12 protein-coding genes are annotated in these 12,667 nt (G+C 72.0%); 9 read left to right on the forward strand and 3 right to left on the reverse strand.

Features of this window, described 5'->3' with window-relative positions; all coding sequences use genetic code 11:
- Positions 1-146: 146 nt before the first annotated feature.
- The 5 genes from ACRX5W_RS08035 (at position 147) to ACRX5W_RS08055 (ending at position 4,383) form a co-directional block, all read left to right on the forward strand.
- Positions 147-914 carry a metallophosphoesterase family protein gene (locus ACRX5W_RS08035; RefSeq protein WP_436787248.1) on the forward strand — a complete coding sequence of 256 codons (768 nt, stop codon included), beginning with the start codon at positions 147-149 and terminating at the stop codon, positions 912-914.
- A gap of 109 nt (positions 915-1,023) precedes the next feature.
- Entirely contained in the window at positions 1,024-1,482 is a 459-nt protein-coding gene (locus tag ACRX5W_RS08040; RefSeq protein WP_436787249.1) for an SRPBCC family protein, read from the forward strand.
- Positions 1,483-1,531: 49 nt separating this feature from the next.
- A complete protein-coding gene (locus tag ACRX5W_RS08045; RefSeq protein ID WP_436787250.1) occupies positions 1,532-2,725 on the forward strand; it encodes an ArsA family ATPase in 1,194 nt (397 codons plus the stop codon).
- Positions 2,726-2,817: 92 nt separating this feature from the next.
- Entirely contained in the window at positions 2,818-3,381 is a 564-nt protein-coding gene (locus ACRX5W_RS08050) for a DUF5304 family protein (RefSeq protein WP_436787251.1), read from the forward strand.
- 63 nt (positions 3,382-3,444) lie between these two features.
- Positions 3,445-4,383: an ROK family glucokinase gene (locus ACRX5W_RS08055; protein WP_436787252.1), complete on the forward strand. Its 939-nt coding sequence runs from the start codon at positions 3,445-3,447 to the stop codon at positions 4,381-4,383.
- 477 nt (positions 4,384-4,860) lie between these two features.
- Here the strand turns inward: ACRX5W_RS08055 and ACRX5W_RS08060 are convergent, their stop codons facing one another.
- Both ACRX5W_RS08060 and ACRX5W_RS08065 read right to left on the reverse strand, forming a co-directional pair.
- Positions 4,861-5,739 (reverse strand): hypothetical protein, encoded by an 879-nt coding sequence (locus ACRX5W_RS08060; RefSeq protein ID WP_436787253.1) that lies wholly within the window; start codon positions 5,737-5,739, stop codon positions 4,861-4,863.
- Between the two features lie 2 nt (positions 5,740-5,741).
- A complete protein-coding gene (locus tag ACRX5W_RS08065) occupies positions 5,742-6,527 on the reverse strand; it encodes an alpha/beta hydrolase (protein ID WP_436787254.1) in 786 nt (261 codons plus the stop codon).
- A 338-nt stretch (positions 6,528-6,865) separates the two neighbouring features.
- Between ACRX5W_RS08065 and ACRX5W_RS08070 the strand changes: the two genes are divergently transcribed.
- The 3 genes from ACRX5W_RS08070 (at position 6,866) to ACRX5W_RS08080 (ending at position 9,922) form a co-directional block, all read left to right on the forward strand.
- On the forward strand, positions 6,866-7,720 hold the full coding sequence (locus tag ACRX5W_RS08070; RefSeq protein WP_436787519.1) for a lysophospholipid acyltransferase family protein: 855 nt from the start codon (positions 6,866-6,868) through the stop codon (positions 7,718-7,720).
- A 207-nt stretch (positions 7,721-7,927) separates the two neighbouring features.
- The gene (gene macS, locus ACRX5W_RS08075) at positions 7,928-9,094 is read left to right on the forward strand and encodes a MacS family sensor histidine kinase (protein WP_436787255.1); all 1,167 of its coding nucleotides are present in this window, start codon (positions 7,928-7,930) and stop codon (positions 9,092-9,094) included.
- Between the two features lie 147 nt (positions 9,095-9,241).
- Complete coding sequence (locus tag ACRX5W_RS08080; RefSeq protein ID WP_436787256.1) at positions 9,242-9,922, forward strand: response regulator; 681 nt, start codon at positions 9,242-9,244, stop codon at positions 9,920-9,922.
- Between the two features lie 51 nt (positions 9,923-9,973).
- Here the strand turns inward: ACRX5W_RS08080 and glpK are convergent, their stop codons facing one another.
- Positions 9,974-11,446 carry a glycerol kinase GlpK gene (gene glpK / locus ACRX5W_RS08085; protein WP_436787257.1) on the reverse strand — a complete coding sequence of 491 codons (1,473 nt, stop codon included), beginning with the start codon at positions 11,444-11,446 and terminating at the stop codon, positions 9,974-9,976.
- 160 nt (positions 11,447-11,606) lie between these two features.
- Here glpK and ACRX5W_RS08090 point away from each other — a divergent pair, with 160 nt between their 5' ends.
- On the forward strand, positions 11,607-12,632 hold the full coding sequence (locus ACRX5W_RS08090) for a 6-phosphofructokinase (protein ID WP_436787258.1): 1,026 nt from the start codon (positions 11,607-11,609) through the stop codon (positions 12,630-12,632).
- The last annotated feature ends 35 nt before the right edge of the window (positions 12,633-12,667 follow it).

The raw sequence follows: 12,667 nt of genomic DNA on the forward strand, positions 1-12,667 counted from the left end.
TGGCGGGTGCCAGTGGTCGGCCAGACGTTACTGGCAAGTAAGGTCGGAGAGACAGGGGCTTCGGAGATCCTGTGCCCTGCGTCACCCCGGCTGCCGTTTCGTTTCGTCATGCCCTGTGTCCGAGGGTAAGCGAATACCCTCACCACATGCGGGTCCATGTGGTGAGTGATGTACACGGCGAGGCGGCGGCACTCGCCCGGGCGGGTGACGGCGCCGACGCCCTCGTCTGTCTGGGCGACCTCATCCTCTTCATCGACTACCACGACCTGACACAGGGGATCTTCCCGGAACTCTTCGGCCGCGACAACGCCGTGGAACTGGTCGCACTGCGCACCGCGAAACGCTTCGACGAAGCCCGAGCCTTCTCGCGCGCGCTGTGGGCGTCGTTGGAGACGGACCCGCAGCAGGCCATCGAGACGGCCGTGCGCAAGCAGTACACCGACCTGTTCGCGGCATTCCCCGACCGCACCTACCTGACGTACGGCAACGTCGACATCCCCGCGCTGTGGCCGGAGTACACGCGCGACGGCATCACGGTGCTGGACGGCGCCACGGCGGTGATAGGCGGGCTGACCTTCGGATTCGTCGGCGGCGGGCTCAAGACGCCGATGCACACGCCGTACGAGATCTCCGACGAGGAGTACGCGGCCAAGGTCGCCGGGCTCGGCGCGGTGGACGTGCTGTGCTGCCACATCCCGCCGGCCGTTCCCGAACTGACGTACGACGTCGTGGCGCGGCGCTTCGAGCGCGGCAGCGAGGCGGTGCTGGAGGCGATCCGGGCCACCCAACCGCGATACGCGCTGTTCGGCCACGTCCACCAGCCGCTCGCCCGGCGCATGCGCATCGGCCGCACCGAGTGCGTCAACGTCGGCCACTTCCAGGCCACCGGCCGGCCGTACGTGCTGACCTGGTAGCCGGGCGGTCGGCGCCACACCGGGGGCCCGGCGCGATAGCCTTCGCACGGAACCGCAGCGTCCCGGCCCGGGGCGGCGGCAGGACAAGGCTTCCGGAGGGCTGCTGACGATGGCGGAACGGACCAGATCGAGCATCACGATCGACGCCACGCCGACCGAGGTCATGGCCGTCATCGCGGGTTTCGCCGAGTACCCGGACTGGACCGGCGAGGTCAAAGAGGCCGAAGTCCTGGAGAAGGACCAGCAGATCGGCCGCGGCACCCGCGTCCGCTTCGTCCTGGACGCGGGTGCGATCAAGGACGAACACACCCTGGCCTACACCTGGGACGGCGACCGCGAGGTCCGCTGGACGCTGGTGTCCAGCCAGATGCTCAAGTCCCTCGACGGGTCCTACACCCTGCGCGGTGTCGCCGACGGCACCGAGGTCACGTACGAACTCCGCGTCGACGTCAAGATCCCCATGCTCGGGATGATCAAGCGCAAGGCCGAGAAGGTCATCATCGACCGCGCGCTCTCCGGTCTGAAGAAGCGCGTCGAGCAGCGTCCCGGCACCGCGAAGACCGGCTGAACGCCGGGCACTTCGGGGGCATCGGATGATCGTCGGGGGGAAGCGCGCCGTGACACGCGTTCTGCTGGTCACCGGAACAGGAGGCGCCGGCCGCACGACCGTGGCCGCAGCGACCGCCGCGGCCTCGGCCAGGGCGGGCACGCGGACCCTGCTGCTCGGGGCCGACGGCACCGCCGACGCCGAAACCGTTCTCGGCGCCGCACTGGGCTCCGAACCGGTCGAGATCGCACCGCGGTTGCACGCGGCGCGCGTCGTGGTGCGCGACGAGCTGGAGCGCGAAGTCCTCCGCATGCAGGAGCAATTCGGCGGTTTCCTGGCGATGGCCGGGATCGACCCGCTGGACCCCGAGGAGATCACCCCGGTCCCGGGCGCGGCCGACGCGCTGACGCTGCGCGTGCTCGCCCGCCACCTCGGACCGACCGCCGCCCCCGCGCGCTGGGACCTCGTGGTCGTCGACCTGCCCACCGTCGACCGGGCGGTCCTGACACTCGCGCTCCCCGAATCGCTCGCCCGCTACCTCGACCGACTCCTCCCCGTCGAACGGCAGGCCGCCCGCGCGCTCAGCCCGGTCCTCGCCGCCTTCGCCGGCGTGCCGATGCCCGACGAACAGCTGTTCGAGACGGCACGCGTGGGCATCGCCGAACTCGACGCGATCCGCGCGATGTTGGACGCACCCACCACGACCGTGCGGCTGGTCACCAAAGCCGGTGCGGTCGCCGCAACCGCCGACCGCCGCGCAGCGAGCGCACTCGCCCTCCACGGCCGCCGTGTCGACGACGTCGTCGTCAACAGCGCGCTGTCCATCGGCGGCTCGGCACACCTGCCCGAGAAGCGCGCCGAGGACCTGCGGAGACTCTTCCCGGAAGCTGACGTCGTCGTCCTGGAACCCGCCGCGGAGGAACCCATCGGCACCGAGGCACTGGTCGCCTTCGGCGCCGGACTGCCGCCGGTCACCGCGCCCGGTGTCGGCGAGCCGGTCGCGCCGGACACCCACGCCGCCGCGTTCGACATCGAGTCCGACGGGGACCGCCTCGTCCTGGTCGTGCCGCTGCCCGGTGCCGACCGCGGCGAGCTGGACCTGCTGCGGCGCGGCGACGACCTGATCGTGACGGTGGGGGCGCACCGCCGCCTGCTCCCCCTTCCGTCCGCGCTGCGCCGCTGCGTGATCGAGGGCGCGGGCCTGCGCGCCGGCGCGCTGCGCGTCCGCTTCGTCCCGGACCCGGCCGTGTGGATGCGGTCCTAGCGCTCCGACGCGACCGCTTTTGCCGGAGACACGCCGCGCAAGTCGCCTGCACAGGTCGCCTCGACGGTGCGCCACGCGCGACAATGCGGCGGATGAACCCTTCGAGGAAGACGACGGACGGATCCGACGACCCCTGGGCGGGCGCGGTGGATCCCGTCTCCGGCCCCTACGCGGACGGCGGCGGCGGGCCGGGGCCGGGGTCGCCTGCGGACGAGGAGAAACCCCACGACGACGGCGACGGCGAGAACCCGGCCGACGCGCCGGCCGATTCCGCACCCGCCTCCCCGGCGGACCGTCTTGCCGAGGAGGCCCGCAGGCTCGCCGAAGTCCTCGCCGAGCAGTTCGACGACGTACGCCACGAGGTCCGCGACAAGGTGGTCGAACCGCTGATGCGGCGGCACCCCGATGTCGCCGCGCATCTCGGCGCCGCGGGAACCGAACTGCTTTCCGCCTACCGCGCGTTCGTCTCCGCCCGGGAGCGCCGCTGGGCTTCCCGGTCGGCTCCGGCGGAGCGCGTGGCCCTCGATCACGACGACGAGCCGGACGAGGCCGACCAGCCGCACGAGCCGCACGAGCCGGAGGGACCTGCCGGGTCCGAGGGAACCGGCGAAGCACCCGGCGAGTCCGCCGACCGCCGCGATGACGACTCCGTCTGACCGGCCGGGCGCACACGTACCGACACACCACCCGAATCCGAAACACCGAGGACGACACACGACATGGGACTGACGATCGGCGTCGACATCGGCGGCACCAAGATCCTCTCGGGCGTCGTGGACGCCTCGGGGACGGTCCTGGAACAGGTCAGAGTTCCGACACCGACCGATCCGGACGCGGTCGCGGACGCGATCTGCGACGCCGTACGCCTGCTGTCCCGGGACCGCGACGTCGACGCCGTCGGATTGGGCGCGGCCGGGTTCATCGCCGCGGACCGCGCGACCGTCTTGTTCTCGGCCAACGTCCCGGCCTGGGTGAACGAGCCGCTGCGCGACCGCATCCAGGAAGCGGTCGGTCTGCCGGTGGTGGTCGAGAACGACGCCAACGCGGCGGCGTGGGCGGAGTACCGGTTCGGCGCGGGCGCCGGCCACGACGACGTCGTCTGCCTGACCGTCGGCACCGGAATCGGCGGGGCCATAGTCCAGGCCGGCCATCTGGTGCGCGGCCGCCACGGTATTGCCGGCGAGCCCGGCCACATGCGGGTTGTGCCCGACGGCCTCAAGTGCGGATGCGGCAACTACGGCTGCTGGGAGCAGTACGCGAGCGGCAGCGCACTGACGCGCTTCGCCCGCGAGCGTGCCGCCGGGGAACCCCAGGCCGCCGAAAAGCTTCTCGCGCTCGGCGACGGCACCCCCGAAGGGGTCCGCGGCCCGCACATCACCCAGGCGGCCCGCCTCGGCGACCCCGTGGCGACGGCCGCGTTCCGTGAGGTCGGCGAATGGCTCGGCCAGGGCATGGCCGACCTCGCCGCGATGCTGGACCCGGGCGCGTTCGTCCTCGGCGGCGGGGTGTCGGACGCGGGGGAGTTGCTGCTGGGCCCTGCGCTGGCCGCCTACCACCGCATCCTCACCCGGGGCCACCGCCCGGCCGCGGCCGTGGTCGTCGCGACCCTCGGTCCGGAGGCAGGGCTCGTCGGCGCGGCGGATCTCGCCCGGGTGTGACGCAGGCCGCCGACGGGCGACGGAGGCGCGACGGAGGCGATGCCACATCCGCCATGCGGTGAGACCGAAGGACGCCGGCCTCGCCCACCCGCGCGACGACCGCGCGGAGCGGGCGCGGTGGAACGCTGCCGGGCGGGCTGGTCCCGGCATCCCCACCCGGATCGTCCGCACGGCGGACCGGGGCCACCCACCCGCGCGACGACCGGGCGGAGCGGGCGCGGCATCACATGCGTGGGCAGCGCCGTGGTGCCCAGCGCGATCACTCACCGGACCGCAGTCGGCCCCCGGCGCCGGGGACGTGAGCCGATCGAAACGGCCTGCCGGGAATCGCGGCCTACGCGATCTCGGCGGCCGCGTCGGTCCGGCCCCGGCCACCGGCCCGGCCCCCGGTCCCGGCCCCCGGCCCGGGCCGTCAGCGGTCGAGGCGGAGAGCCACGGGCCATCGGCCGGTTCCCGCAGCGCCACGCGAGGCGGCGGTCAGACCACCGCGCCGTCGTCCGGGTCGTCCTCGTCGTGGTCGCGGCGCAGGCGCGACACCAGGGCGATGAACCCGCCGCCGCACGCGGCGATGGCGGCGAAGGTCGTCCATTCGCCGATCGGTCGGCCGAGCAGGACCGCGCCGAGCAGGAAGAGCGGACCGCCGAGCATCGCGGCCCACGCGATCTTGGTGGCCGCGTCGGTCTTCGGCAGCGGCGGGGGAGGCGGCGGGACGAAGTGCTCGTCCGGGTCCTCGTCGAGCTCGTCGGGCTCCTCGTCGCGCGGGTGGTCGTCGGCGGGGGACCAGTCGCGCGGCCCCGGCGTCGTGATGCCGACGCGGAACGAGCCGTCGCCGGGCCGGGTCACGTTGCCGCTCTTGCGCCCGCCCGCCGCGGTCGGGCCACCGCCCGGATCGACGTCCTCCGCGACCGGCCAGCGCGGCACAGGGTCGGCGACCTCGGTGTCGAAGCCCGCGACGATCTGCGCCCACAACTCGTCCTCGTCGGGCGCGGCCGTGCCCGCGGCCGTCCCGGGCGGCGCGCCCGAGGCGTCACCGTCCGCGACGGTCGAGGCCCTCGCCTCCGCCCCCTCGCGCCCGGCCGCGTCGTCGCCTTCCGCCGTGCCGGACCCCTCGGCGTCCGCCTTCTCCTCGGCCGCCGCCCAGGCCTCGCGGCGGGTGCGCAACAGGCCGCGGGCGCGCGACGTCGCCGCGGCGTCCACCCAGAGCCGGAGCAGGTCGGGCTCGTGGTCGAGCGGCGTCAGATAAGCCGCCACGCCCGCGGCACGCAGCGTGTCGAGCATGTCGTCCGCGTACTCGGGGTCGAGGTCGGTCAGGGGCTTGTACGACTCCGCGTCGAGCCCGTTGCCACGTCCTGGCACTCTCAGTCCTTCGCGTCGTCCTTGCCGTCTTCCTGACGACCCAACGTGGTCAGACGGCGGACGAATTCCAGGCTTCCGGTGAAGACACGGTCCGCGTCGTTGTCCAGTGTGGCCACGTGGTAGCTGTCGGACAGCAGTTCGGCGGTCACGTCCGTCGACGATATCCGTGCCAACACCGTCTCGGAGTTGGCAGGCGCAACCACGTGGTCCCGGAACGAGCGGAACAGCAGCACCGGCTGCGTCACCTGCGGAAGGTCGGCCTGGACGAGCTGCCACAGCTTGGTGAGCGAGTGCAGCGGCTTCAGCGGCATGCGCGCATACGCCAGCTCGGCCGCGCCCTCCTTGCGGATGTCCGAGCCGATGCCCGGCATCGACGGCACCAGGTGCTTCAGGACGGGGAGGGCCTTCAGACGCGGGTCGTCGCCGTGTACCGACGGGTTCACGAGCACCAGCCCCGCGACTTCGTCGCCGCGCTGCTCGGCGAGGCGCAGCGCGAGGGTTCCGCCCATCGAAAGGCCGCCGACGAAGACCTGCTCACACCGCGTGCGGAGGTTGTCGAAGGCGCGCTCGACACCCGCGTACCAGTCCTGCCAAGTCGTGAGCTGCATGTCCTGCCAGCGCGTACCGTGGCCCGGCAGCAGCGGAAGGGACACCGACAACCCCGCGGCGGCCAAGTGCTCGGCCCAGGGCCGCAGCGACTGCGGGGTGCCGGTGAAGCCGTGGGTCAGAAGAAAACCGATCGGGCCTCCGTCGCGGTGGTACGGCTCGGCACCAGGCAGGATCGACACCGGCGGCTCCTCTCACTTCTCGTGGTGAGTCCACAGGGCTCGCAAGGCTGCGTGCGACATGTGTGGCTTGGTGGTGGCTGTGGGTGAACGGTGTGGCTGCGGGTGGCTGCGCGGACTCGTCGAGTCGATTGTGCCGGTTGCCCGACGTGCGCGACGGCGCTCGCTGGGTCGGCGGACCGTCGGCGAACGCCTCGCCCCAACCAGCGCGCCCGCCCGGCCTGCCCAGGGGCATGCTCCCACGGGTTCGCGGACCCCGTACAGCGGCGTACGCCCGGCCAGGCGACCCATACGAGGCCATGCCTTAAGGTTCGAGTCGGTTCCCGAGGAGGTCAGGGTTGTTGTTCTACCGGCTGATGAAAGCCATCGTCGCCCCCTTGTTGCGGTTGTTCTTCCGCCCCGAGGTCGAGGGCCGTGAGAACATCCCCCAGCACGGCCCGGCGATCCTGGCGAGCAACCACTTGTCCTTCTCGGACTCCTTCTTCCTGCCCGCGATGCTCAGCCGGCGGGTCACGTTCCTGGCCAAGATGGACTACTTCACCGGCCGCGGAGTCAAAGGGCGGCTCACCGCGGCGTTTTTCCGCGGCGTCGGCCAACTGCCCGTGGACCGCACCGGCGGCACCGCGAGCGAAGCCGCCCTCCAGGCCGGCCTCAAGGTGCTCCGCCAGGACCAACTGCTCGGCATCTACCCGGAGGGCACGCGCTCGCCGGACGGGCGCCTCTACCGCGGCAAGACCGGCATCGCACGCATGGCGCTGGAGTCGGGCGCACCCGTTCTGCCCGTCGTCATGATCGACACCGAGAAGATCCAGCCGCCCGGAAAGATCGTCCCGAAGATCATGCGCGTCGGCATCAAGATCGGCGAACCCCTCGACTTCTCACGCTACGAGGGCATGGAGGACGACCGCTTCATCCTGCGCTCGGTCACCGACGAGATCATGTACGCGCTGATGGAGCTGTCCGGCCAGGAGTACGTCGACGTCTACGCCGCAGACGCCAAGAAGGCCATCGCCGAAGCCCGCAAGCAGGCCGCCGCCGCGGAGAAGGCCGCAAAGGAGAAGCGCGCCGCCGAGGCCGCGTCGAACGACCGGCAGGCCGACGACGCCGGCGACACCGGGCCACTGGCCGACAAGCCCCCGGCCGACGACGACAAGACCGACCCGGGCAACGACTCGCCGGGCCCCGCGCGCACCTGACGCGTCCGACCCGAACCGGTTTCGGACACCACCCGAGCGCGGCGGAGACCGCCTCCTCGCGCGCCGCCGCGGACCGTCGGCCGTCCGGGCGCCGAGGCCACTGCCTGTCGGCGCCGCCGCGCCCTACCATCGTCGCGCGGGGCGGGAATCGCTCGCGGGGGAGCCGCGTGCAGGCGTGGCCGTGCGTACCTGACCGGGGAGGAACCGATGTCGGTCGAACAGCCTTTGTGGCGTGCCCTGGCCGTGTTCCGGCTGCTCGCTCTCGGCTACGCCATCGCGCAGTTCATGGGGGTGTCGGACGAATACCGGTATCCCCTGGGCGGCTGGGCGGTCATGGGGTTGCTGACGGTGTGGACGGCGTTCACGATGTACGCCTTCGAGAAGCCCGAGTTGCGCAGATGGCCGATTTTCGCCGTTGATCTGGCGATGGCGGTCGGTTCGGTGATCGCCACGCGGTGGCTCGACGATCCGGAGCGGGTCGCCGACGGGGCGCTGACGCTTCCCACGGTCTGGTCGTCCGCGCCCGTGTTGGCCTGGGCGATCATGGGCGGCTGGCTGACCGGCGCGATCGCGGCCCTGGTCACCGGTGCGGCCAACATCGTCGAACGCGGCGACATAGCGCAGAGCAACCTGCACAACATCGTCCTGATGATGCTCGCCGGGACGGTGATCGGGTATGTCGTCGAGCTCGCCCGCGCGAGTGAGCGCGCCCTCTCCCGCGCGCTCCAGTTGGAGGCGGCCACGCGCGAGCGCGAAAGACTCGCGCGGGACATCCACGACAGCGTGCTGCAGGTCCTCGCCCTCGTACAGCGGCGGGGTGCCGAGATCGGCGGCGAGGCCGCCGATCTCGGACGCCTTGCCGGGGAGCAGGAAGTCGCCCTGCGCCAACTGGTCTCCGACGCCCCCGTCGACCTGGAGACCGCGGACCTGCCCGGATCGGGGGAGGGCGGCGACCCGGCGCGCCAGGACGTCCGTACGCTCCTCGGGCGCCTGGCCGGCGCGCAGGTCAGCGTCGCCTCGCCGGGAACACCGGTGCTCCTGCCGACCGCCGTCGCACGCGAACTCGTCGCCGCCGCCTCGGCCGCGCTGGACAACGTCCGGCGCCACGCGGGCGAGGACGCACGGGCGTGGATCCTGCTGGAGGACGAGCCCGACGAGATCATCGTCAGCATCCGCGACGACGGCCCCGGAATCGCCCCCGGACGCCTCGAAGAGGCGCGTGCCGCAGGGCGCTTGGGAGTCTCGCAGTCGATCGAGGGCCGTCTGCGCGACGTCGGCGGGACCGCCGAGTTGATCTCGGTCCCCGGGCAGGGCACCGAGGTGGAACTCCGGCTCCCACGCTCGGCCGTGGACGCGGTCGGCGTCCGCCGCTGAGCCGAACGCCGCACCCGGGGCACAATGCCGCCGCGTCCGGTCGGCACCGCGTCTCACGCCCCGGGCGGGACGGCAGGTGGCTCCGGTAGGTTCGGAAAGCCGTGCCGGGGGCGCGCCCTGACGAAGAATCAGACGAGGTGGCCAGTGATGTCCGAGTCCGCTGCGACGAGTCCGCCGATCCGGGTGCTCGTCGTCGACGACCACCCCATGTGGCGCGACTCGGTCGCCCGGGACCTCGCCGAGGCCGGGTACGACGTGGTCGCCACCGCCGGCGACGGCCCCGAGGCGATCCGCCGCGCACGGGCGACGTCGCCGAACGTCGTCGTCCTCGACCTCAACCTGCCCAAACTCAGCGGCGACGAGGTGGCCCGGGAACTGGTCAAGAACGACCCGGCGGTCCGCATCCTCGTCCTGTCCGCGAGCGGCGAGCAGGAAGACGTCCTGGAAGCCGTCAAGGCGGGCGCCACCGGGTACCTCGTCAAATCGGCCAGCGCCGCCGAACTGCTCGACGCGGTCGCCCGCACGGCGAAAGGCGACGCCGTGTTCACCCCCGGCCTCGCCGGCCTCGTCCTCGGCGAATTCCGCCGCATCGCCACCGCCCCGGCCCCCACGGGTTCGCGCGACCCGTCCGCGCCCCGGCTGACGGACCGCGAGACGGAGGTCCTGCGCCTGGTCGCGAAGGGGCTGTCGTACAAGCAGATCGCCGAGCGCCTGGTGCTGTCGCACCGGACGGTGCAGAACCACGTGCAGAACACCCTCAACAAGCTGCAACTGCACAACCGCGTCGAACTGGTCCGCTACGCGATCGAGCGGGGCCTCGACGACTAGGGAGTGCCGCGCACTCGGTCTTCCTCGACCGAAGGAACGAGCGGTGAACGCCTAGATCGCCCAGCCCTTGGCTTTCTCGACCGCCAGCCGCCACCGGCCGTAGCCGTGCTCGTCGCGCTCGCCAGGTTCGAAGCGGGAGTCCAACTGCCACGTGGCGGCCAGTTGTTCGGTGCTCGTCCAGATCCCGGTGCCGAGGCCTGCCAGGAACGCCGCGCCCAGTGCGGTGGTTTCGCTGACGGTCGGGCGCTCCACGGCGACGCCGAGCTGGTCGGCCTGCATGCGGCACAGCAGGGTGTTCTCCGAGGCGCCGCCGTCGACTTTCAAAGTGCGCAGGTCGAGAGACGCGTCCGAGGCCATGACGTCGACGACGTCGCGCACTTCGTACGCGATTGCCTCCAAAGTCGCGCGGACCAGATGGGCCCGCGTCGTGCCGCGCGTGATGCCGAGGATCGTTCCGCGCGCGGTCGGGTCCCAGTCGGGCGCGCCGAGCCCGGTGAGGGCGGGGACGAACACCACGCCGCCCGAGTCCGGCACCGTGCGCGCGAGCGCCTCGGTCTCGGCCGCCGCGCCGATGATCCCCAGGCCGTCGCGCAGCCACTGCACCGCGGCACCCGTCACGAAGATCGCGCCTTCGAGCGCGTAGGTGAGCGATCCGTCGGGTGCCTTCCACGCCACCGTGGTCAGCAGCCCCGACGAGGAACGCACCGGCTCGGCACCGGTGTTGATCAGCACGAACGAACCGGTCCCGTACGTGCACTTCACGTCGCCGGGGGCATGGCACGCCTGCCCGAACAGCGCCGCCTGCTGGTCGCCCGCGATGCCGGCGATCGGCAGATCGAGGCCGAGGAACACGCCGGGATCGGTGTGCGCGATCTCGCCGTACGACGGCACCACCTGCGGCAGCGCCTCCTCGGGCACACCGAACAACGTGCACAGTTCCGGTGACCACGACCCGCGCACGATGTCGAACAGCAGCGTCCGGGAGGCGTTCGACGCGTCCGTGACGTGGCTGCGGCCGGCTGTCATGCGCGCGACGAGGTAGGAGTCGACGGTGCCGACCGCGACGTGTCCGGCCTCGACCTCGCGCCACGCGTCCTTGTCGTGTTCGGCCAGCCACGCCAGCTTCGTGGCGGTGAAGTACGGATCGAGGCGCAGGCCCGTCAGCTCCGCGACGCGTGGCTCGTGCCCGGCCTCGGCCAGCCGCGCGCAGATCGCGGCGGACCGGCGGTCCTGCCAGACGATCGCGCGGCGCGGCGCCGTCAGTGTGCGACGGTTCCACAGCACTGCCGTCTCGCGCTGGTTGGTGATGCCGACCGCCGTCGGCCGCTCGCTGCTCCCGGCAAGCGCCTCGCGGCACGCCTGAAGCGCGGCCTGCCAGATCTCCTCGGGCTGGTGTTCGACCAGGCCGGGCGCGGGGAAGTGCTGCTGGAACTCCTGGTAGCCGCGCGACAGAACGCGTCCGTCGCCGGCGACGAGGAGAACGGTCACCCCGGTGGTCCCGGCATCGATCGCAAGCACACCCATGCGACGAAACTCTAGATGTTCACCACTCGTTCGTGGTCCCCCGAACGGGTTGTCGGTGACGATGGAAGGAGGGTCGGATCGTTATAGCGTGGACGGGTCGCGCACGGGCCACAAGGTCGCCTGCGCGGTCACCCGTCCTCGGATGGCGAAGGGAAGTTCGATGCGTGTCGGAGTCCTGACCGGTGGGGGCGACTGCCCCGGTCTCAACGCGGTGATCCGGGCGGTGGTCCGCAAGGGCGTCACGGAGTACGGGTACGACTTCCTCGGCTTCCGCGACGGATGGCGCGGTCCGCTGGAGGCGGACACCCAGGCACTCGACATCCAGGCGGTACGCGGGATCCTGCCGCGTGGCGGGACCATCCTGGGCTCGTCGCGCACCAACCCGATGAAGATCGACGGCGGCGTGGAGCGGATCCGCGAGAACCTCGCGAAGCTCGAAGTCGACGCGCTGGTGGCCATCGGCGGCGAGGACACGCTCGGCGTCGCCACGCGTCTGCACGAGCACGGCGTGCAGGTCGTCGGCGTCCCGAAGACGATCGACAACGACCTGGGCGCGACGGACTACACGTTCGGGTTCGACACCGCGGTCAACATCGCCACCGAGGCGATCGACCGGCTGCACACCACCGCGGAGTCGCACCGCCGAGTGCTGATCGTCGAGGTCATGGGCCGCCACGCGGGCTGGATCGCGATCCATTCGGGGATGGCCGGCGGCGCCAACGTGATCCTCATCCCCGAGCAGCAGTTCGACATCGAGCAGGTGTGCGGCTGGGTCGAGAGCCGCTTCCGCACCAACTACGCCCCGATCGTGGTGGTCGCCGAAGGCGCCATTCCGCAGGAGGGGCAGATGGTCACGAAGGACCAGACGCTGGACGCCTTCGGCCACGTGAAGCTCAGCGGGATCGGCGACTGGCTCGCCGCCGAGATCGAGCGCCGCACGGGCCACGAGGCCCGCACGACCGTGCTCGGCCACGTGCAGCGCGGCGGTACGCCCACCGCGTTCGACCGGTGGCTCGCGACCCGGTTCGGCTTCCACGCGATCGACGCCGTGCACGAGGGCAAGTGGGGGCGCATGGTCGCCCTGCGCGGCACGGACGTCGTCACCGTGCCCCTCGAAGAGGCGACCCGCGAGCTCAAGACGGTTCCCCCGGCCCTCTACCAGGAGGCCAAGGTCCTCTTCGGCTGACGCGCGGACGGGCTGCCCCCGGTCGCCGTCGCCGA

This window comes from Yinghuangia sp. YIM S10712 (assembly GCF_051388935.1).
Lineage (GTDB): Bacteria > Actinomycetota > Actinomycetes > Streptomycetales > Streptomycetaceae > Yinghuangia.

What these genes read in the sequence shown, in the direction of transcription:
- ACRX5W_RS08040 (WP_436787249.1), top strand. Translation starts at nt 1,024, where the DNA reads ATGGCGGAACGGACCAGATCGAGCATCACGATCGACGCCACGCCGACC.
- ACRX5W_RS08080 (WP_436787256.1), top strand. Translation starts at nt 9,242, where the DNA reads ATGTCCGAGTCCGCTGCGACGAGTCCGCCGATCCGGGTGCTCGTCGTC.
- ACRX5W_RS08050 (WP_436787251.1), top strand. Translation starts at nt 2,818, where the DNA reads ATGAACCCTTCGAGGAAGACGACGGACGGATCCGACGACCCCTGGGCG.
- macS (WP_436787255.1), top strand. Translation starts at nt 7,928, where the DNA reads ATGTCGGTCGAACAGCCTTTGTGGCGTGCCCTGGCCGTGTTCCGGCTG.
- ACRX5W_RS08090 (WP_436787258.1), top strand. Translation starts at nt 11,607, where the DNA reads ATGCGTGTCGGAGTCCTGACCGGTGGGGGCGACTGCCCCGGTCTCAAC.
- ACRX5W_RS08055 (WP_436787252.1), top strand. Translation starts at nt 3,445, where the DNA reads ATGGGACTGACGATCGGCGTCGACATCGGCGGCACCAAGATCCTCTCG.
- ACRX5W_RS08035 (WP_436787248.1), top strand. Translation starts at nt 147, where the DNA reads ATGCGGGTCCATGTGGTGAGTGATGTACACGGCGAGGCGGCGGCACTC.
- glpK (WP_436787257.1), bottom strand. Translation starts at nt 11,446, where the DNA reads ATGGGTGTGCTTGCGATCGATGCCGGGACCACCGGGGTGACCGTTCTC.